Source organism: Amycolatopsis tolypomycina (genome assembly GCF_900105945.1).
Taxonomy (GTDB): domain Bacteria; phylum Actinomycetota; class Actinomycetes; order Mycobacteriales; family Pseudonocardiaceae; genus Amycolatopsis; species Amycolatopsis tolypomycina.
On record NZ_FNSO01000004.1, the window covers coordinates 3,159,951 to 3,177,891 of the forward strand.

A 17,941-nucleotide genomic window follows, 5' to 3' on the forward strand; every position below is an offset into this window, starting at 1 on the left:
TGAGACGGTTGGCTAAGGTTTGCCCCATCACGGTGGGTGAACTGAGGGGAAGGTGCGGTCGTGATCATCGGTGAGGCCGGAGCGGCGGCGCGGGCACTGTGGGGAGACGTCTTCGACACGCCGGGCCGCGTCTACGGCGGCGGCGGCAAGGGCGGCCAGTTCAAGATGGACCCCGAGGAACTCGCCGCGGTGATCGGGCAGTGGGAAGACCTGCTGGACAAGATCTTCGACGACGGGGACAAGATCCGGAACCTCATGAGCGCCAGCAGCCAGGCGGCGCCCGGCAAGGATTCGGCGAGCGACGGCTACTCCTCGACCAGCTTCGACTCGATCTCCGCCCTCTATCGACAGAACCAGTCCATGCGCAAGTACGCGCAGGAGTACATCAAGAAGCTCAAGGAAGCCCAGTCGAAAACCGTGGTGACCGACCAGGACCTGTCCGACACCTTCAAGGCATAGGCGAACCGATCTTGTTCCGAACCAAACTGGGTGTTCTCGCCGTGCTCGTTGCCTTCTCGGTGGGTGCGGTGACCGCCTGCACCACGACCAAGGACGGCACCGCGTCGCCTTCGTCGACCGGCTCGACGTCGGCCAGCTCTTCGCCGGGGGATCCCGAGGTGCCGAAGGTGTCCGTTCCGCTCGACGCGAGCAAGTACGCCGCCGATCCTTGTGGGCTGGTTCCCGCGGACGTGCTCACGCCTCTACGTCTCCCCGTCCCGGGTGAGATCCGTTCTGCGGGCAACGATCCCCGGACCAAAGGCGGGCCGTCCTGCGTGTGGAAGATCCGCGGAGAAGGAACCGGCGTGTCGATGACCGTTCTGACCAATAATCGCGACCGTGGTGCGGGTGGACTGGCCGGCCTGTACGCCGGGTACAAACAGCAGACGTTGATCAGGTTCCTCGAACCCGCTCCGGACGTCGACGGCTATCCGGCGATCTACTTCGACCTGACGGACATGCGGTCGGTGGGTAGCTGCGGCCTCGGTGTGGGCATCGCCGACGATCTCGCGGTCGACGTGTACGCGCAGGGCTACCAAGGCCAGGACGATTCCTGCGGGACGGCCGCCAAGATTGCCGCGGCGATGATCAAGACACTCAAGGGGGCTTGACGAGTGGACGGCAAGCAGATCTACGACAACTTCAGACAAGGCGACACCACGGCTCTGCAGCAAATGGCGCAGACCGTGCAGGAGCTGTCCGACGCCTACATGGAACGGGGCGCGAGCATCAAGGCGCTCCAGGCGCGCATGGTGAACTCGTGGAGCGGCGACGCCGCGGAGGCCGCGAACGCGGGCGCCGGGCCGATGGAAAAAGCCTTCTTCGACAGCTCCGCGCCGCTGGACATGACCAGAGCTTCGGTCAACACCCAGGCTGCCGTCTTCGAGGATTCGAGCAACACCGTCGTCGAGGTGCCGCCGAAGCCGGACAAGCCGAATCCCTGGACCACCGGCCTGAAGGCCGCCATCCCGATTGCCGGGCCCTTCATGGCCAAGGACGACATCGACAACTACCAAGAAGGCATGGCGCGGTACAACGCGGCCAACGAAACCAACGTCCGCGTGATGGACCAGTACAGCACCGCCACCAACAGCACCAGGGCGGCGCTGCCCACCGACTACGGCGTCCTCGAGTCCGACGGCGCCGCCATCGCCGTGAACACCCCGGACGGGCCCGGGCGGGTCGACCGCACCGACAAGACCGGCTGGGGCGAACAGCCGCCGCCGGGGAGTGGGGACCACGATCGCACCTCCACCTCCGGCTTCGATCCCGGTCGGACCGGCGGCTCGGACAAGCCCGGGGGGCCCGGCACCAGCGACACGGGAGGCACCGGTGGCACCGGCGGCACCGGCGGGACAGGCGGCACCGGGGGAACGGGTGGCACCGGGGGAACAGGCGGCACCGACGGCGACGGCACCCACACCACCGGCTCCGGCCGGCCCCGGGTGCCCACCGTGCCGACCAGGCCGGGCCCCTCGACCGACCAGCCCGGCGGGACCCCGCCGAACACCGGGGGGATCGACTTCTACCCCACGAACACCGGCGGCAACCCGAACCACCTCAACCCCGGCGATCCCAACTCCAGCACCGGTGGCCGCGGGCCCACCAGCGGCAATGCCGGCAGCCGCCTGCTCGACTCCAGTGGCCGAGGCGGGGGAGGCGGGGCCGGCACGGGCAGCAACCCCGGCGAACGTGCGCTCGGTGGTGGCCGTGGCTCCGGCATGGGCAGCTTCGGCAACGCCGCCGCCGCGGAGGCTGCCGCCGCGCGGGCGGCCGGTCAGCGGGGTGGGCAGCTGGGGCCGATGGGTCCCGGCGGCCGGCGGGCCGACGGCGAGGACGACGATGAGCACCAGCGGCCGGACTACCTGATCGAGGCGGACCCGGACGCGATCTTCGGCACCGACCAGCGGACCAGTCCGCCGGTCATCGGCGAATAGAGCGAAGAGAGCGAATAGGTGGTGGACGTGGCAACAGGCCGCGTGGACGTTGCCGTCGAGGCGCTGGCCGCGCTGGCCGAACGCGAACAGGTCGGCCAGCTCCACCTCACCCTGCGCCCGGAGCCGCTGTGGCTCTCGGACGCCGAACGCGAGGAGGCCGGCAAGCGGGTCGACGCCGCGCTCGCCGAGGCCGGGCTGGTCGACGCGCGCGGGCGGGCCACCGTCGACTTCCTCGACTGGCTGCCGCTGCTGGTCAGCCCCGCGCGGGAGTGCTACGGCTGGGTCGGCACCGGCGGGCAGACCTACGGCGTGCTGGCCGCCGCGAAAGGCCTGCAGGCGGTGCTGGCCGTCTCGGACGGGACGCACGTCGGCGTGCAGGAGATCGACCGGAACAGGCTGGCCGAATCGCTGGTCGAGCAGCTGCCGCCGGTCGGGCCCGGCGGGGGCCGGCTGCGGACCGTCCGGGTCGCGGACCTGGCCGAGGCCGCCCGGCGCGGGCAGGCCGCCTACCCGCTCGACCCGGCCGTCGCCGACGTCGTCAGCCTGGTGCAGCGGCCGGTCTCGGGCAGCGGGGAACTCTACGTCGGCCGTCGTGACGACGTCGGCCGCCACACCTGCCTGCAGCAGCCGCTGCACTACGCCGACACCGACTGGGGCCGCTACCTCAGCTACACGACCGGCTCCGGCGACGACGCCGTCATCCACATCGGCCCGGCCGGCCCGCAGGAGCTGGCCGGCACCCTCGACGAGCTGGCCGGCACCCTGAACTGAACGAAAAGCGGGTGCGCGGGCCGCCCGCGGGAGATAATGTGACAGCGCTGTTGGATCTCCCGGTGGAAGGACGCGCTGATGCTGTACCCCGAGATCGAGCCCTACGAGCACGGCCTGCTCGACGTCGGCGACGGGCACGAAATCTACTGGGAGACCTGCGGAAACCCGGCCGGCAAGCCCGCGCTCGTCGTGCACGGCGGCCCCGGCACCGGCTGCTCGGCGAACCTGCGCCGCTACTTCGACCCGGCGCGCTACCGGGTCGTGCTCGTCGACCAGCGCGGCTGCGGCCGCAGCACCCCGCACGCCGGCGCCCCGGTCGCCGACCTCTCCGCCAACACCACCGACCACCTCGTCGCCGACTTCGAACTGCTCCGGACGCGGCTCGGCATCGAGAAGTGGCTGCTGTTCGGCGGTTCCTGGGGCTCGGTGCTCAGCCTGACCTACGCGCTGCGGCACACCGAGCGGGTCAGCGAACTGGTCCTGATGGGCCTCGCGACCGACCGGTTCATCGAAATCGAGATGCTCATCCGCGGGCTCGGGGCGTACTTCCCGGAAGCCTTCGAGAAGTTCCGCCAGGGCGTGCCCGAGAGCGAGCGCGACGGCGACCTGTCCGCCGCCTACCACCGGCTGCTGATGGACCCCGACCCGGCGGTCCACCACAAGGCGGCCGACGACTGGTGCGCCTGGGAAGACGCCATGCTCCCGGGCGTGCCCCCGTACAAGTCCTTCGAGGACCCCGCCTTCCAGCTCTGCTTCGCCCGCCTGGTCACGCACTACTTCAGCAACCGGGTCTTCCTGCCCGACGGCGAAATCCTGCGCAACCTCGGCAAGCTCGCCGGGATCCCCGCCGTGCTGGCCCAGGGCGTGCTCGACACGAGCAACATCGTCGGCACGCCCTGGCTGCTGCACCACGGCTGGCCGGGCAGTGAACTGGTCATGCTCGACAACATCGGGCACTCGACGCAGGACGCCCCGATGCAGGACGTCCTGGTCGGCGCGACCGACCGGTTCGCGCTCAGGGGATGAGCAGCGCCGGCTCGCCGTCCGGGGCGAGTGCGGCTTCAGCGCGCCGGGCCCGGTTGGCTTCGGCCAGCCGCAGCCCGGTGACGCGCAGCGGGAGCCGGTCCATGTTCCACTCCGCCAGCAGCAGCGCGATCTTCGCCTGCATTTCCGTGCGCAGCCGCAGGAACGAGTCCGCCGGGTCCGCGCCGACCTCGCCCAGCAACAGCCACCACGCCCAGGCCGCGGCGCCCGCGTTGGCGACGAAGTCGGGCACGACCGCGATCCCGCGGGCCGACAGCGCCGCCTCCGCGTCCGGTGTCGTCGCCGCGTTGGCCGCTTCGACGACCACCTTGGCCTTGACCGCGCTCTCGTTGTCCGGCCGCAGCGCGTAGGAAATCGCGGCCGGCACGAAGATGTCCGCGTCGATCCCGACGATCGTTTCGCGCGGCAGCGACCGGACTCCGGCGGGCAGCCGGGACCGGTCCACCTCGCCGAAGCGGTCGCGCAGGTCGAGCAGGGCCGGGACGTCGAGGCCGGCCGGGTCGTGCAGGGTGCCCGCCGCGTCGGCCACCGCGACCACCTTCACCCCGGCTTCGTGCAGGTACCAGGCCGCGCCGCCGCCCATGGTGCCGATGCCCTGGATCGCCACCGTCGTCTCGCGCACGTCCCAGTCCCACGCCGCCGCGACGCCCAGGCACGCCTGCGCCACGCCGTAGCCGCCGACGACGTCGCCGAGCAGCAGCCCGCCGGGCACCGGCGCGTTGAGGCCGGCCTGCACCCGGCGCAGGGTGCGCGCCGGGTCGGCCGAACGGCGGATCGCCGCGTGGTACGACTGCTCCAGGCCGAGCTCGGCGAACACGGAGTCGATCAGGTGCTGCGGGACGCCCAGGTCCTCGGCCGTCACCCAGTGCGCGTCCAGCCACGGCCGCAGGAACGCGCAGAAGCGCTTCAGCACGTCGAACGCGCGCGGGTCCTTCGGGTCGAAGTCGATCCCGCCCTTGGCCCCGCCGACCGGCAGGTTGAACGTCGCCGTCTTGTTGGCCATGCCCCGGGCCAAGTCCTCGACCTCGGTCAACGTGCAGCCGGCCCGCATCCGGGTGCCGCCGGTGGCGACACCGGAGACCAGGCTGTGCACGACCAGGTAGCCGTTCGCGCCGGTGACGGGATCGGTCCACGTGAGCCGCATCAGCGGCTGGGCGGGGGTCATCGGGCCACTCACCTCCAGGGAAGTCCGGGGCGGCCTCGTGACCGCCACCACGAGCGTGCGCCCCCGGTGGCCCGCCCGTCCATTTAACGCTGCTGCACGATCTCGTTTAAGTTTTGTGTATGGAGCTTTCGTTGCACCGCTTGCGGATGCTGCGCGAGCTGCACCGCCGGGGCACCGTGACGGCGGCGGCCGCGGCACTGCACTACACCGCTTCGGCGGTGTCGCAGCAGCTCGCGCAGCTCGAGCGGGACGTGGGGTCGAAGCTGTTCGAACGGCTCGGCCGCCGGGTCCAGCTGACCGAGCTGGGCACCCTGCTCACCGAGCACGCCGAAGAGATCCTCGGCTCGGTCGAACGCGCCACGCACGCCCTGGAGGAGGCCCAGGAGGCCCGCACCGTCCGGCTGACCGCCGGGGTGTGGGCGTCGGTGGCCTCCGGCCTGCTGCCGACGGCGCTGACCGCGCTGGCCGGCGAGCACCCCGGCATCGAGGTGCGCACCCGCGAGCTGGCGCCCGAGGACACCGCCGAAGCGGTCCGGGACGGCAGCCTCGACCTGTCGTTCGTGATCGACTACTCCGACGCGCCGACGCCGTGGGACGCCGGGCTCGAACGGGCCGTCGTCGCCGTCGAGCGGCTGCACGCGGCGGTGCCGCGGGGTGCGGTGCCCTCGGGATCGGCGTCGCTGGACGACCTCGCCGAGCACCCGTGGATCCTGGCCGGTGCCAAGTCGCACTTCGGCCGCGCGATGCGCACGGCCTGCCGCCGCCACGGCTTCACGCCGAAGATCAACCACGAGGTCGAGGAGCAGTCGACGGCGATGGCGATGGTCGGCGCCGGCCTGGGCATCACCCTCGTGTCCGACCTCGGCCTGCGCCTGCTGCGGCCGCCCGGGATCGACGTCGTCACCCTCACCACGCCGCTGCTGCGGACGGTCTCGATCGCCTACCGGCGCACCGCGTTCCGCCGGCCCGCGCTGCACCTCGTGATCGACGCCGTGCGGGCTTCCGCGGCCGAGCTCGGACTCGGTACGGAACCGGCTTTGCCCTGATCAGGGGCTTCTTACGGAGTGGTGAACTCCTCCCGGTGCGCAAGATCCGCCCTGATTTTGTCGTACCCCGCGTGTAGCGTCCGAAGGCGAGAAGTTCCCCACACAGTCCTATCCCACAAGGAACAGGAACGGACATGCAAGCGGTGCACGATTTCCCCGAGAAGTCGGGTAGTGCGTCGAACCGCACCGCGCGGGTCCTGGCGGACCGCGCGGCCGGCGAGGCGTACGTCGCATCGGTGTGTTTCAAGCACGGCCCGCCCCGCCTGACCGGCGTGGAGCTGGAATTCACCGTGCACCATGCCGACGACCCGGCCAGACCCCTCGATCCCGACGTCCTCGCCTCGGCCCTGGGTCCGCACACCCCGCGGACGCTCCGCCCCGGCAGCCCCGCCTCGCCACTCCCGGCCGGCTCACCCGTGAGCCTCGAACCCGGGTGCCAGGTCGAGATCTCCGCTCCGCCCCAGGCCTCCCTGCGCGAACTCGACGCAGTCGTCACGGCCGACCTCCACCACCTGCGCGAACGCCTCACCGCCCACGACCTCGTCCTGGGCGAAACGGGCATCGACGCCCACCGCGCGCCGCGCCGGCTCCTCCACACCCCGCGGTACGCGGCCATGGAGCGCCGGTTCGCGCCGATCGGTCCCGGCGGCCTCACGATGATGTGCAGCACCGCCGGCCTGCAGGTCTGCGTCGACGCGGGGGAGCCCGAGCACTACGCGGCGCGGTGGGCCGCCGCGCACGCGATGGGCCCGCCGCTGCTCGCCCTCTTCGCCAACTCCCGCGTCCATGCCGGGGTGGACACCGGGCACGCCTCCGCGCGCTGGCTCGCGGTGCACGAAACGGAGGCGGTGCGCACCCGCACGGCGGCCGTGGCGGGCGACGACCCGGCCGGCGAGTGGGCCGGGCGGCTGATGGACGTCCCGCTGATGGTGCTGCCCCGCGGCGACCGGCCGTGGGACGCGCCCGACGGGCTGACGTTCGCCGACTGGATCGACGGCCGGGGCGCGGCCGCGCTGCTGCCGCGGCCGACCGTCGACGATCTCGACTACCACCTGACGACGATGTTCACCCCGGTCCGGCCGCAGGGGTACCTGGAGATCCGGTACCTCGACGCCCAGCCGCCGGACGGGTGGCTGGCCCCGGTGGCGCTGGTGTCGGCGCTGCTGGCCCGGCCGGCCACCGTCGAGAAGGTGCGCGAGATCTGCGCTCCGGTTGCGGACCGGTGGGCCACGGCGGCGCGGCGCGGCCTGGCCGACCCGGAACTGGCGGCCGCCGCGGCGGCGCTGGCCGAGCTCGGTTGCGCCGAGCTGGGCGCGACGGGGCTGGCGGCGGAGTCGATCACCGAGATCAGCGAGAGCGTGCTGGGGCGCGCGGATCGATCGAGGAGCGAAGCATGAGCACGGAAGCGCTGGGCGACCTGAACGCGCAGGACCTGCGCGCCCGGGCGGCCGAAGCACTGACCCGGGCGCGGGCGCGCAGCGTCGCGCTCACCGACGCGGTCGACGACGAGGACCTGGTCCGCCAGCACTCGAAGCTGATGTCGCCGCTGGTCTGGGACCTGGCGCACATCGGCGTCCAGGAAGAACTCTGGCTGGTCCGCGACGTCGGCGGCCGGGAGCCCCTGCGGCCGGACATCGACGACATCTACGACGCCTTCCAGCACGCCCGCGCCGACCGGCCGGAACTGCCGCTGCTCGGCCCGGCCGAGGCCCGCGCGTACGTCAAGCAGGTCCGCGAGAAAGCCTTCGACGTGCTGGAACACGCGCCGATGGAAGGCAGGCGGCTGACCGAGCAGGCGTTCGCCTTCGGCATGATCACCCAGCACGAGCAGCAGCACGACGAGACCATGCTGGCCACCCACCAGCTCCGCAAGGGCGACCCGGTGCTGCACGCGCCCGAGCCGCCACCCGCGCGGTCGGGCACGCTGCCGCGCGAGGTGCTGGTGCCCGGCGGTGCCTTCACCATGGGCACGTCGGCCGAGCCGTGGGCACTGGACAACGAGCGCCCGGCGCACGAGATCGCCGTCGAGGCGTTCTGGATGGACACCGTGCCGGTGACGTGCGGCGCGTACGTCGAATTCCTCGACGGCGGCGGCTACGACGACGAGCAGTGGTGGAGCCCGGCCGGCTGGGCCTACCGGCAGGACAACGGCATCACCGCGCCGCGGTTCTGGAAGCGGGAGCAGGACGGCTGGTGGCGGACCCGCTTCGGCGTCCACGAGCGGATTCCGGCCGACGAACCGGTCGTGCACGTCTCCTACCACGAGGCCGAGGCGTACGCGGCCTGGGCCGGGCGGCGGCTGCCCACCGAGGCGGAGTGGGAGAAGGCGGCGCGGTTCGACCCGGCCACCGGCCGGTCGCGCCGGTTCCCCTGGGGCGACGAGGAACCGGCGGCCGAGCACGCCAACCTCGGCCAGCGGCACCTGCGCCCGGCGCCCGCGGGCGCGTACCCGGCCGGTGCGTCGCCGACCGGCGTGCACCAGCTGATCGGCGACGTCTGGGAGTGGACGAGCACCGACTTCCACGGCTACCCGGGCTTCGCGCCCTTCCCGTACCGGGAGTACTCGGAGGTGTTCTTCGGCCCGGAGTACAAGGTGCTGCGCGGCGGGTCGTTCGGCACCGACTCGGCGGCGATCCGGGGCACGTTCCGCAACTGGGACTACCCGATCCGGCGGCAGATCTTCGCCGGCTTCCGCACCGCCCGCGACGCCGCACCCGGCGAGGTGGGGTAGGCGCATGTGCCGCCACATCGGCTACCTCGGCGAGCCGCTCGCGCCTGCCGAGGCGCTCTTCCGCGCCCCGCATTCGCTGCTGGTGCAGTCGTACGCGCCGGCGGACATGCGCGGCGGCGGTTCGGTCAACGCCGATGGGTTCGGGCTGGGCTGGTACCCCGGCCCGGGCTCGCCGCCGCTGCGCCACCGGCGTTCGACTCCACTGTGGACGGACGAGACGCTGCCGCCGCTGGCCGCGGCGGTGACGTCGGGCGCGTTCGTCGCCGCGGTCCGCAACGGCACCACCGGCCTGCCGGTGACCGAGGCGGCCGCGGCGCCGTTCACCGCCGGGCCGTGGCTGTTCAGCCACAACGGCGTCGTCCGCGGTTACCCGGACTCGCTGGCCGAACTGGCCAAGACCCTGCCGGTCACCGAGCTGCTGACCCTGGAGGCGCCGACGGACTCGGTGGTGCTCTGGGCGCTGCTGCGGGCCCGGCTGGCCGCGGGGGAGGACCCGCTGACGGCGGTGGCGGCGCTGACCACCGCCGTCGAGGCGGCCGCGCCCGGCTCCCGGCTCAACTTCCTGCTCACCGACGGTGCCACCCTCATCGGCACCACCTGGACGCACGCCCTGTCCGTGCTGGAGACCCCGGCCGGTGTGTGGCTGGCGTCCGAACCCTTCGACGGCGACCCGCGCTGGCGGCCCGTCCCCGACCACCACGCCGTGCGCGCCACCGCGGCCGGCGTCGACCTGCTTCCCCTGACCCAGGAGCTCTCATGACCGAAGTCGATCTCGACCACCACCGCTCCGGCGACGCCGTCACCGCGGAACTGCGCGCCGACGTCGTCGCCGGGCTCACTGCGGAGCAGAAGTGGCTGCCGCCCAAGTGGTTCTACGACGCCGACGGCAGCGAGCTGTTCGAGAAGATCACCCAGCTGCCGGAGTACTACCCGACCCGCAGCGAGCGCGAGGTGCTGGCCGCGCACGCCGGCGACGTCGCGAGGCTGACCGATGCGCACACGCTCGTCGAGCTCGGCTCGGGCTCGAGCGAGAAGACCCGGCTGCTGCTCGACGCGCTCACCGGGCACGGCACCCTGGAGGCGTTCGTCCCCCTGGACGTGTCCGAATCCGCGCTGGCCGAGGCGGCCGAAGCGATTTCGAAGGACTACCCGGGACTCGCCGTCCGCGGGGTCGTCGGCGACTTCACCCAGCACCTCGACCTGCTGCCGGACGGCCAGCCGCGGGTCGTGGCCTTCCTCGGCGGCACGATCGGCAACTTCCTGCCCGCCGAGCGCGCGACCTTCCTGCGGTCGGTCCGCGAGGTCCTGGACGAGGGGGAGTGGCTGCTGCTGGGCACCGACCTGGTCAAGGACGCCACCATCCTCGAACGCGCCTACGACGACGCCGCCGGTGTCACGGCGGAGTTCAACAAGAACGTGCTGCGGGTGATCAACGCCCGCCTCGGCGCGAACTTCGACGTCGACGAGTTCGAGCACGTCTCGCACTGGGACGCCGGCAACGAGTGGATCGAGATGCGCCTGCGGGCCCGCCGTGACCTCACCGTCGAGATCCCCGGCGCCGACCTCACGGTCGCCTTCGCCGCGGGCGAGCACGTCCGGACGGAGATCTCGGCCAAGTTCCGCCCGAGCGGGGTCGAGGCCGAGCTGGCCACGGCCGGGTTCGCCCTCGAGCACTGGTGGACCGACTCCCAACAGCGGTTCGGGGTGAGCCTGGCAAAATCCGTGCGTGGCTAATCCTCTCCGGGCACTGGCCCGGGCCGCCGGCACGCGACCGTGGCTGATGCGCACCGCCCGGTTCGTCGTCTGGGCGGACACGAAACTGCACAAGGCGTTCGGCGGCCGGGTGAGCCTCGTGGCGCTCGCCGGGCTGCCGTCCCTGCGGCTCACCACGACCGGCCGCAAGAGCGGGCTGCCCCGCAGCACCAACCTGCTCTACTACCCGCGCGGCGGCGACTTCGTGCTGACGGCGTCCAACTGGGGCCGCCCGCACGACCCCGCGTGGGCGCTCAACCTGCGGGCGCACCCGAAGTGCGAGGTGGCGCTGGCCGGCAAGCCGGTCGACGTCGTCGCGCGGGAGCTGCACGGCGAGGAGTACGAGCGGATGTGGGCCGAGCTGCTCGCCTTCTGGCCGGGGTACGCGATGGAGCAGCGGGAGGCCGCCCGGCCGTTGCCGGTTTTCGTGCTCGCGCGGATGGCCCGATAGCTGCTGACCATCCGTTCGGCCGGTGCCGGGATTCACCGCTTTGTGCCAGTCTCACCCGGGTAACGCGCCGTGACGTCGTGACATCGCGGCGGAGTGCGTGACCTAGGGAGGAGACGTCTTGCCGAGATCCACACAGGGCCGGGTGCGGTCGTTCGCACTGGTGGGGGCGCTCGTGGCCGGCGTTGGCCTGGCCGGGACGGCCGGCACCGCGGTGGCGGCCGAAGACTCGGCGGTCAAGCCCGCCGTCGTCGGCGCGACCGCCGCACCGAACTGGGGTAGCTGCCCGGCCGCCACGCTCGCCGGCGTACCGGCCGACCAGGTGCAGTTCTACAGCTGCGCCCGCTACCGGGTGCCCATCGACCACGACAACGCATCGCTGGGCACCATCGACATCGCCCTGCTGAAGCGCGCCGCCCGCACGCCCGACAAGCGCGTCGGCTCGCTGTTCCTCAACCCGGGCGGCCCCGGCGGCTCGGGCCTGCGGATGCCGATCAGCGGCCCGGCCATCTTCCGGCCGCAGGTGCTCGACCGCTTCGACCTCATCGGGTTCGACCCGCGCGGCGTCGGGCAGAGCAACCCGCTGCGCTGCTTCACCACCCAGGAAGACGCCGACGAGGTCTTCGGCGCCCAGATCGCGGTGCCGCTCTCGCGCGCCGAAATCTCGGGCACGCTGGCCAGCTACCGCGACTACGGCCGGTTCTGCAAGAACAACGCGGGCTCGCTGCTCAACCACATGTCCACCAAGGACGTCGTGCGCGACCTCGACAAGCTGCGCGCGGCGGTCGGCGACCAGAAGCTGACCTTCGTCGGCTTCTCCTACGGGACGCTGATCGGGTCGACGTACACGTCGATGTTCCCGAAGCAGTCGCGCGCGATCGTCATCGACGGCAACGTCGACCCGGCGCTGCGCACCAGCGACGGCGTGCAGTACGACCGGGAACGCGCGCAGGGCTTCGAGATCGCGCTCGACGCGTTCCTCAAGCGCTGCGACCAGGTGGGCGCGAAGTGCGCGTTCAGCGACGGCAACCCCCGGGCGAAGTTCGACGAGCTGCGGGAGTACCTGCGCAAGCAGCCGATCACCCTCCCGGGCGCCGCCCCGCTCGACATCAACGGGTTCACCGGCGGCGTTTCGAGCGTCCTGTACTCGCCGGCGGCGTTCACCGGCCTGGCCGAGGACCTGCAGGCGCTGTACAACGCCATCCACCCGGCGGCGCAGGCCCAGACCCTGGTGGCCAAGCCGCTGAAGGCGCTCACGCCCGGCAAGCAGGGGCTGGCCGACCTGAACCCGGACAGCCCGTACACCAGCGACGATTCGTACTTCGCCGTCAACTGCTCGGACAAGCCGTTCCGGATCAAGCAGGAGCAGGTGCCGGACATCGCCGCGAAGTGGGAACGCGAGTCGCGGACCTTCGGCCGCTACCAGGCGTTCGCCGACACGGCGGGCTGCCCGGTGTGGCCGGCGAAGAAGCCGGACGCCTACCGCGGCCCGTGGCGGGCCAAGACGGACGTCCCGGTGGTCGTGGTCGGCAACTACTACGACCCGGCGACGCAGTACAAGTTCTCGCAGCGGATGGCGGCCGAGCTCGGCAACACGCGGCTGCTGTCGGTCGACGCGTTCGGCCACTGCATCCTGGGTGACGCCCTGGGCGTCGACCAGGCCGTGGCCGACTACCTGATCGACCTCAAGGTGCCGGCGAACGGGCAGGTGTTCCAGCCGAACGTCCAGCCGTTCTGAGTGTGAACCCGGTCCCGCGGCCCTTCCCCGGGCCGCGGGACCGGCTACCCTGACGAGGTTGATCATCGACGAACACGGGAAGCGAGGTGAGCGGCACATGCCAGCGGACAGTCAACGGACGGCCAGGCGTGCGCTCACCGGAGGTTTCCGGGTGGGCTAGCGTCCGGCCGCCCCCTGTCCGGCAGTGCGCGCACGCCGGAAAAGAGCCGGAAATGACCCTCTTCGAAATGCTGCTGCGCGTCGGCGCCGGCGTCGGCCTGGGTGCCGTCATCGGGATCGAGCGCCAGTTCCGCGCCCGCATGGCCGGGCTGCGCACCAACGCCCTCGTCGCGGTCGGCGCGACACTGTTCGTGCTGCTGTCCGCGCACGGCTTCGGCGGGCTGGCCTCGAGCGGCGACGCCGACCCGACCCGGGTGGCGGCCCAGATCGTCTCGGGCATCGGGTTCCTCGGTGCCGGGGTGATCCTGCGCGACGGCCTCAACGTCCGCGGCCTCAACACGGCGGCGACGCTGTGGTGTTCGGCCGCGGTCGGCGCCCTGGCCGGCGCGGGCCTGTACCCGGTCGCGGCGGCCGGGACCGCCGTCGTGGTCGGGGTGAACGTGGTGCTGCGCCCGCTCGGCCGCGTGGTCGACCGCCGCCCGGACGCGGGTGACGAGACGCCGACCAGGTACGCCTTCCAGGCCGTGACCCGCGACGCGACCGAGGCGCACGTGCGGGCGCTGCTCGTGCAGTCGTTGACCCGCACGGACTTCCGGTTGCTGTCGGTGCTGAGCACCGACCGGGCGGACCACACGGTCGAAGTGCGCGCGGAACTGGTCGGCGACCAGCGCGACGACGCCCAGATGGAAGCCGCGGTGTCGCGGCTTTCGCTGGAGCCTTCGGTGTCGAGTGTGCGCTGGGAGGCCGTGCCGGCTTAGCGCTCGTCTCCTGTGGTGCGGTCCGCCCGGCCCTGTTCAGCGGAGCAGCGCCGTCGTCCGGACGTGGACGAGAGCTCCGGAGGAGAGCCCTTCGGCCCCGGCCACGAGAACGTCGGGCGTGTCCAGGTGGCTGCCGTTGTGGTAGGCGGCTTTGCACAGGTTGTAGGTGGCCGCGAAGGCACCCAGGCCGATGGTGGCGATGTGGAAGAAGGCGTTGCAGAGCGGGGGGTGCTGGGCCTCCTGCCACTCGGCCGGTGCTTCGCGGTTCATGGCCTTTTCGACGACGTTCATGGCGACCTGCTTTCGTACTGGGTGAACGACGGCGTTCACGGGCACGTTACCGGGACGTCATCGCCGGAAACATCAGCCAACGTGATGAGTCGCACTTTCGATCGGCGGCCTACTATCGCTGGCGACGTGGACGCTTCACCCGGGCCAAGCCAGGAGGAAAAATGAACAAAATCGAATCCGCCGCCACGCTCGCGTCCGGTGAGCTGCAGCCGCTCCGGCTCGAAGCCGAGGTCGCGATGCCGACGCTCTCCACCTGCTGGCTCGTCGCCGCCGCGGGCGTCATCGGCGGGGCCGCGGGCTACTACTACGGGCACGTGAACTGCAAGAACCACGGCTGCGTCCAGGAAACGCCCGAGGTGCTCGCCGGGCTGGGAGACCTGCGTGACATGTCTTCCGGCGGCATGGTCGCCCTGCGGACCGCGGCGGCCCGCGCCGCGCGCTGACCACGCGCTCGCATTCGAGCCCGCCGCGGAATGCCGGTGTCCGCAGGTGGCGAACCAACGTTCCGCACATTTCGGAATCACGCGCGGAATCGATTTCTCGTCGTACCGGAGTGCTATAAGCGAAGGCCTCCCCGCTCGGTCGAGCGGGGAGGCCTTCGGGGCGCGGAAATGCTTTACGCCTGCGTCATCTTCCGCAGCACGTACTGCAGGATGCCGCCATTGCGGTAGTAGTCCGCCTCGCCCGGGGTGTCGATGCGGACATCGGCGTCGAACTCCACCTTGGTGCCGTCCGCCTTGGTGGCCGTGACGTGCACCGTGCGCGGGGTCGAGCCTTCGTTCAGCGCGGTGATGCCCGAGATGTCGAACGTCTCCGTGCCGTCGAGGCCGAGCGACGAAGCCGACTCGCCCTGCGGGAACTGCAGCGGGATCACGCCCATGCCGATGAGGTTCGAGCGGTGGATGCGCTCGAACGACTCGGTGATGACCGCGCGGACGCCCAGCAGCGACGTGCCCTTGGCCGCCCAGTCACGCGACGAGCCCGAGCCGTACTCCTTGCCGCCCAGCACGACCAGCGGGGTGCCCTGCTTCGCGTAGTTCTGGGCCGCGTCGTAGATGAACGCCTGCGGCGCGCCCTCCTGCGTGAAGTCGCGGGTGTAGCCGCCCTGGACGTCGTCCAGGAGCTGGTTGCGCAGCCGGATGTTCGCGAACGTGCCGCGGATCATCACCTCGTGGTTGCCGCGCCGCGAGCCGTAGGAGTTGAAGTCCTTCTTCTCCACGCCGTGCTCGGTCAGGTACTGCGCGGCCGGGGTGCCCGGCTTGATCGCGCCGGCCGGGGAGATGTGGTCGGTGGTGACCGAGTCGCCCAGCTTCGCCAGCACGCGCGCGCCGGTGATGTCGGTGACCGGGGCCGGCTCCGGCGTCATGCCCTCGAAGTACGGGGGCTTCCGCACGTAGGTGGACTCGAGGTCCCACTCGAAGGTCTTGCCCTCCGGCGTCGGCAGCGACTTCCAGCGCTCGCCGCCGTCGAAGACGTCCGCGTAGTCCTTGGTGAACATCTCCTGCGTGATCGCGTGGTCGATGGTCTCCTGGATCTCCTTGGACGTCGGCCAGATGTCCTTGAGGAAGACGTCGTTGCCGTCGCCGTCCTGGCCCAGCGGCTGGTTCGCGAAGTCGAAGTCCATCGTGCCGGCCAGCGCGTAGGCGATGACCAGCGGCGGCGACGCGAGGTAGTTCATCTTCACGTCGGGGTTGATCCGGCCTTCGAAGTTCCGGTTGCCCGAGAGCACCGAAACCGCGGTGAGGTCGTTCTCCTGGATCGCGGCGGAGATCTCGTCCGAGAGCGGGCCGGAGTTGCCGATGCAGGTGGTGCAGCCGTAGCCGACCAGGTGGTAGCCCAGCTTCTCCAGGTACGGCCAGAGGTTGGCCTTGGTGTAGTAGTCGGTGACGACCTGCGAGCCCGGCGCCATCGACGTCTTCACCCACGGCTTGACCGCGAGGCCCTTTTCGACGGCGTTGCGGGCGAGCAGCGCGGCGCCGAGCATGACCGACGGGTTGGACGTGTTGGTGCAGGAGGTGATCGAGGCGATCACCACGGCACCGTGGTCGAGGACGAACTCGCCGCGGTCGGCGCTGGACACCTTGACCGGCTTCGACGGGCGGCCGCTGCCGCCGTTGGCCGCCGACTGCAGCTCGACCGCGTCCTCGTCCTTGAACGACAGCGCGGCCGGGTCGGACGCCGGGAAGGACTCCTCGACGGCCTCGTCGACCTTGGTGTGCGGGGTCTCCTGCTCACCGTTGACGTAGTCGTGGATCGACTTGCGGAACGACGACTTCGCGTCGGACAGCTCGATGCGGTCCTGCGGGCGCTTCGGGCCGGCGATCGACGGGACGACCGTCGAGAGGTCCAGCTCGAGGTACTCGGAGTAGGCGGCCTCGCGCGACGGGTCGTGCCAGAGGCCCTGCTCCTTGGCGTAGGCCTCGACCAGGGCGACCTGCTCGGCCGAGCGGCCGGTCAGCTTGAGGTAGCGGACGGTCTCGTCGTCGATCGGGAAGATCGCCGCGGTCGAGCCGAACTCGGGGCTCATGTTGCCGATGGTGGCGCGGTTGGCCAGCGGCACCTCGGCGACGCTCTCGCCGTAGAACTCGACGAACTTGCCGACGACGCCGTGGCGGCGCAGCATCTCGGTGATGGTGAGCACGACGTCGGTGGCGGTGACGCCGGCCGGGATCTCGCCGGTGAGCTTGAAGCCGACGACGCGCGGGATGAGCATCGACACCGGCTGGCCCAGCATGGCCGCCTCGGCCTCGATGCCGCCGACGCCCCAGCCCAGCACGCCCAGGCCGTTGACCATGGTGGTGTGCGAGTCGGTGCCGACGCAGGAGTCGGGGTAGGCCTGCCCGTTGCGGCTCATGACCGTGCGCGCGAGGTGCTCGATGTTGACCTGGTGCACGATGCCGGTGCCCGGCGGGACGACCTTGAACTCGTCGAAGGCGCCCTGGCCCCAGCGCAGGAACTGGTAGCGCTCGCGGTTGCGCTCGTACTCGATCTCGACGTTGCGCTCGAAGGCGTCGGCGCGGCCGAAGACGTCGATGATCACCGAGTGGTCGATGACCAGCTCGGCCGGGGCCAGCGGGTTGACCTTGTCGGGGTCGCCGCCCAGGTCGGTGACGGCTTCGCGCATGGTGGCGAGGTCGACGACGCACGGGACGCCGGTGAAGTCCTGCATGATCACGCGGGCCGGCGTGAACTGGATCTCGATCGACGGGTCGGCGTTCGGGTCCCACGAGCCGAGGGCGCGGATGTGGTCGGCGGTGATGTTCGCGCCGTCCTCGGTGCGCAGCAGGTTCTCGAGCAGGATCTTCAGGCTGTACGGCAGGCGCTCGGCGCCCTCGACCTTGTTCAGGCGGAACACCTCGTACGAGGCGTCGCCGACCTTCAGCGTGTCTTTGGCGCCGAAGCTGTCCTTGCTGGCGGGTGAGGTCACGTCTAACTCCAGTGGCGGGGACGCCGCGCCGTCGCGGCAGGGGAGTCCCGGGTCAGTTCGGTCGGTTCGGTGGGGCGAGTCTTGCGCACCCCCACCGTAGGACCGGATGCGGGATGGCACACCTCGCGGTGCCTCAAACAGTACGCGTGTCCTGTTTACCGGACAAGCCGACACGC

The 17,941-nt window shown here is 71.3% G+C and carries 17 protein-coding genes; 14 read left to right on the top strand and 3 right to left on the bottom strand.

From position 1 onward, the window contains the following. The first annotated feature begins 60 nt into the window (after window positions 1–60). From BLW76_RS24500 to pip, 5 genes are all read left to right on the top strand, one after another. Window positions 61–459 carry a hypothetical protein gene (locus BLW76_RS24500; RefSeq protein ID WP_091311349.1) on the top strand — a complete coding sequence of 133 codons (399 nt, stop codon included), beginning with the start codon at window positions 61–63 and terminating at the stop codon, window positions 457–459. A 41-nt stretch (window positions 460–500) separates the two neighbouring features. After that, a complete protein-coding gene (locus tag BLW76_RS24505) occupies window positions 501–1,109 on the top strand; it encodes a DUF3558 domain-containing protein (protein ID WP_244170290.1) in 609 nt (202 codons plus the stop codon). 3 nt (window positions 1,110–1,112) lie between these two features. Further along, the gene (locus tag BLW76_RS24510; RefSeq protein ID WP_091311352.1) at window positions 1,113–2,435 is read left to right on the top strand and encodes a WXG100 family type VII secretion target; all 1,323 of its coding nucleotides are present in this window, start codon (window positions 1,113–1,115) and stop codon (window positions 2,433–2,435) included. A gap of 42 nt (window positions 2,436–2,477) precedes the next feature. Then, entirely contained in the window at window positions 2,478–3,206 is a 729-nt protein-coding gene (locus tag BLW76_RS24515) for an ESX secretion-associated protein EspG (RefSeq protein WP_091311354.1), read from the top strand. A gap of 78 nt (window positions 3,207–3,284) precedes the next feature. Next, entirely contained in the window at window positions 3,285–4,232 is a 948-nt protein-coding gene (gene pip / locus BLW76_RS24520; protein ID WP_091311356.1) for a prolyl aminopeptidase, read from the top strand. On the opposite strand, the gene BLW76_RS24525 is transcribed toward pip, so the two are convergent. Continuing rightward, a complete protein-coding gene (locus tag BLW76_RS24525) occupies window positions 4,222–5,415 on the bottom strand; it encodes a Glu/Leu/Phe/Val dehydrogenase dimerization domain-containing protein (protein WP_091311358.1) in 1,194 nt (397 codons plus the stop codon). The two genes, pip and BLW76_RS24525, sit on opposite strands and share 11 nt — an antisense overlap. A gap of 119 nt (window positions 5,416–5,534) precedes the next feature. Between BLW76_RS24525 and BLW76_RS24530 the strand changes: the two genes are divergently transcribed. The 8 genes from BLW76_RS24530 (at window position 5,535) to BLW76_RS24565 (ending at window position 14,047) form a co-directional block, all read left to right on the top strand. Next, window positions 5,535–6,461 (top strand): LysR family transcriptional regulator, encoded by a 927-nt coding sequence (locus BLW76_RS24530; RefSeq protein WP_091311360.1) that lies wholly within the window; start codon window positions 5,535–5,537, stop codon window positions 6,459–6,461. Window positions 6,462–6,595: 134 nt separating this feature from the next. Beyond that, the gene (locus BLW76_RS24535; protein ID WP_091311361.1) at window positions 6,596–7,858 is read left to right on the top strand and encodes a glutamate-cysteine ligase family protein; all 1,263 of its coding nucleotides are present in this window, start codon (window positions 6,596–6,598) and stop codon (window positions 7,856–7,858) included. After that, window positions 7,855–9,192 (top strand): ergothioneine biosynthesis protein EgtB, encoded by a 1,338-nt coding sequence (gene egtB / locus BLW76_RS24540; RefSeq protein ID WP_091311363.1) that lies wholly within the window; start codon window positions 7,855–7,857, stop codon window positions 9,190–9,192. The genes BLW76_RS24535 and egtB overlap by 4 nt, the downstream gene beginning before the upstream one ends. 4 nt (window positions 9,193–9,196) lie before the next feature. Beyond that, window positions 9,197–9,952: an ergothioneine biosynthesis protein EgtC gene (egtC, locus tag BLW76_RS24545; protein ID WP_091311365.1), complete on the top strand. Its 756-nt coding sequence runs from the start codon at window positions 9,197–9,199 to the stop codon at window positions 9,950–9,952. Beyond that, window positions 9,949–10,926 carry an L-histidine N(alpha)-methyltransferase gene (gene egtD, locus BLW76_RS24550; RefSeq protein ID WP_091311366.1) on the top strand — a complete coding sequence of 326 codons (978 nt, stop codon included), beginning with the start codon at window positions 9,949–9,951 and terminating at the stop codon, window positions 10,924–10,926. Before egtC ends, egtD begins: the two co-directional genes overlap by 4 nt. A gap of 46 nt (window positions 10,927–10,972) precedes the next feature. After that, window positions 10,973–11,395, top strand: coding sequence for a nitroreductase family deazaflavin-dependent oxidoreductase (locus BLW76_RS24555; protein WP_091311368.1), 423 nt, complete (start codon window positions 10,973–10,975; stop codon window positions 11,393–11,395). A gap of 142 nt (window positions 11,396–11,537) precedes the next feature. Next, window positions 11,538–13,130 (top strand): alpha/beta hydrolase, encoded by a 1,593-nt coding sequence (locus tag BLW76_RS24560; RefSeq protein ID WP_091311369.1) that lies wholly within the window; start codon window positions 11,538–11,540, stop codon window positions 13,128–13,130. A 212-nt stretch (window positions 13,131–13,342) separates the two neighbouring features. After that, the gene (locus tag BLW76_RS24565; protein ID WP_091311371.1) at window positions 13,343–14,047 is read left to right on the top strand and encodes an MgtC/SapB family protein; all 705 of its coding nucleotides are present in this window, start codon (window positions 13,343–13,345) and stop codon (window positions 14,045–14,047) included. 36 nt (window positions 14,048–14,083) lie between these two features. On the opposite strand, the gene BLW76_RS24570 is transcribed toward BLW76_RS24565, so the two are convergent. Next, window positions 14,084–14,338, bottom strand: a complete 255-nt coding sequence (locus BLW76_RS24570; protein ID WP_091311372.1) for a hypothetical protein — start codon at window positions 14,336–14,338, stop codon at window positions 14,084–14,086. Between the two features lie 161 nt (window positions 14,339–14,499). On the opposite strand from BLW76_RS24570, the gene BLW76_RS24575 reads away from it, so the two are divergent. After that, window positions 14,500–14,781, top strand: coding sequence for a hypothetical protein (locus BLW76_RS24575; protein WP_091311374.1), 282 nt, complete (start codon window positions 14,500–14,502; stop codon window positions 14,779–14,781). Between the two features lie 173 nt (window positions 14,782–14,954). Here the strand turns inward: BLW76_RS24575 and acnA are convergent, their stop codons facing one another. Next, window positions 14,955–17,765: an aconitate hydratase AcnA gene (gene acnA, locus BLW76_RS24580; protein ID WP_091311375.1), complete on the bottom strand. Its 2,811-nt coding sequence runs from the start codon at window positions 17,763–17,765 to the stop codon at window positions 14,955–14,957. Window positions 17,766–17,941: the final 176 nt, after the last annotated feature.

What these genes read in the sequence shown, in the direction of transcription:
- pip (WP_091311356.1), top strand. Translation starts at nt 3,285, where the DNA reads ATGCTGTACCCCGAGATCGAGCCCTACGAGCACGGCCTGCTCGACGTC.
- BLW76_RS24525 (WP_091311358.1), bottom strand. Translation starts at nt 5,415, where the DNA reads ATGACCCCCGCCCAGCCGCTGATGCGGCTCACGTGGACCGATCCCGTC.
- BLW76_RS24530 (WP_091311360.1), top strand. Translation starts at nt 5,535, where the DNA reads ATGGAGCTTTCGTTGCACCGCTTGCGGATGCTGCGCGAGCTGCACCGC.
- BLW76_RS24535 (WP_091311361.1), top strand. Translation starts at nt 6,596, where the DNA reads ATGCAAGCGGTGCACGATTTCCCCGAGAAGTCGGGTAGTGCGTCGAAC.
- egtB (WP_091311363.1), top strand. Translation starts at nt 7,855, where the DNA reads ATGAGCACGGAAGCGCTGGGCGACCTGAACGCGCAGGACCTGCGCGCC.
- egtC (WP_091311365.1), top strand. Translation starts at nt 9,197, where the DNA reads ATGTGCCGCCACATCGGCTACCTCGGCGAGCCGCTCGCGCCTGCCGAG.
- egtD (WP_091311366.1), top strand. Translation starts at nt 9,949, where the DNA reads ATGACCGAAGTCGATCTCGACCACCACCGCTCCGGCGACGCCGTCACC.
- BLW76_RS24555 (WP_091311368.1), top strand. Translation starts at nt 10,973, where the DNA reads ATGCGCACCGCCCGGTTCGTCGTCTGGGCGGACACGAAACTGCACAAG.
- BLW76_RS24565 (WP_091311371.1), top strand. Translation starts at nt 13,343, where the DNA reads ATGACCCTCTTCGAAATGCTGCTGCGCGTCGGCGCCGGCGTCGGCCTG.
- BLW76_RS24570 (WP_091311372.1), bottom strand. Translation starts at nt 14,338, where the DNA reads ATGAACGTCGTCGAAAAGGCCATGAACCGCGAAGCACCGGCCGAGTGG.
- BLW76_RS24575 (WP_091311374.1), top strand. Translation starts at nt 14,500, where the DNA reads ATGAACAAAATCGAATCCGCCGCCACGCTCGCGTCCGGTGAGCTGCAG.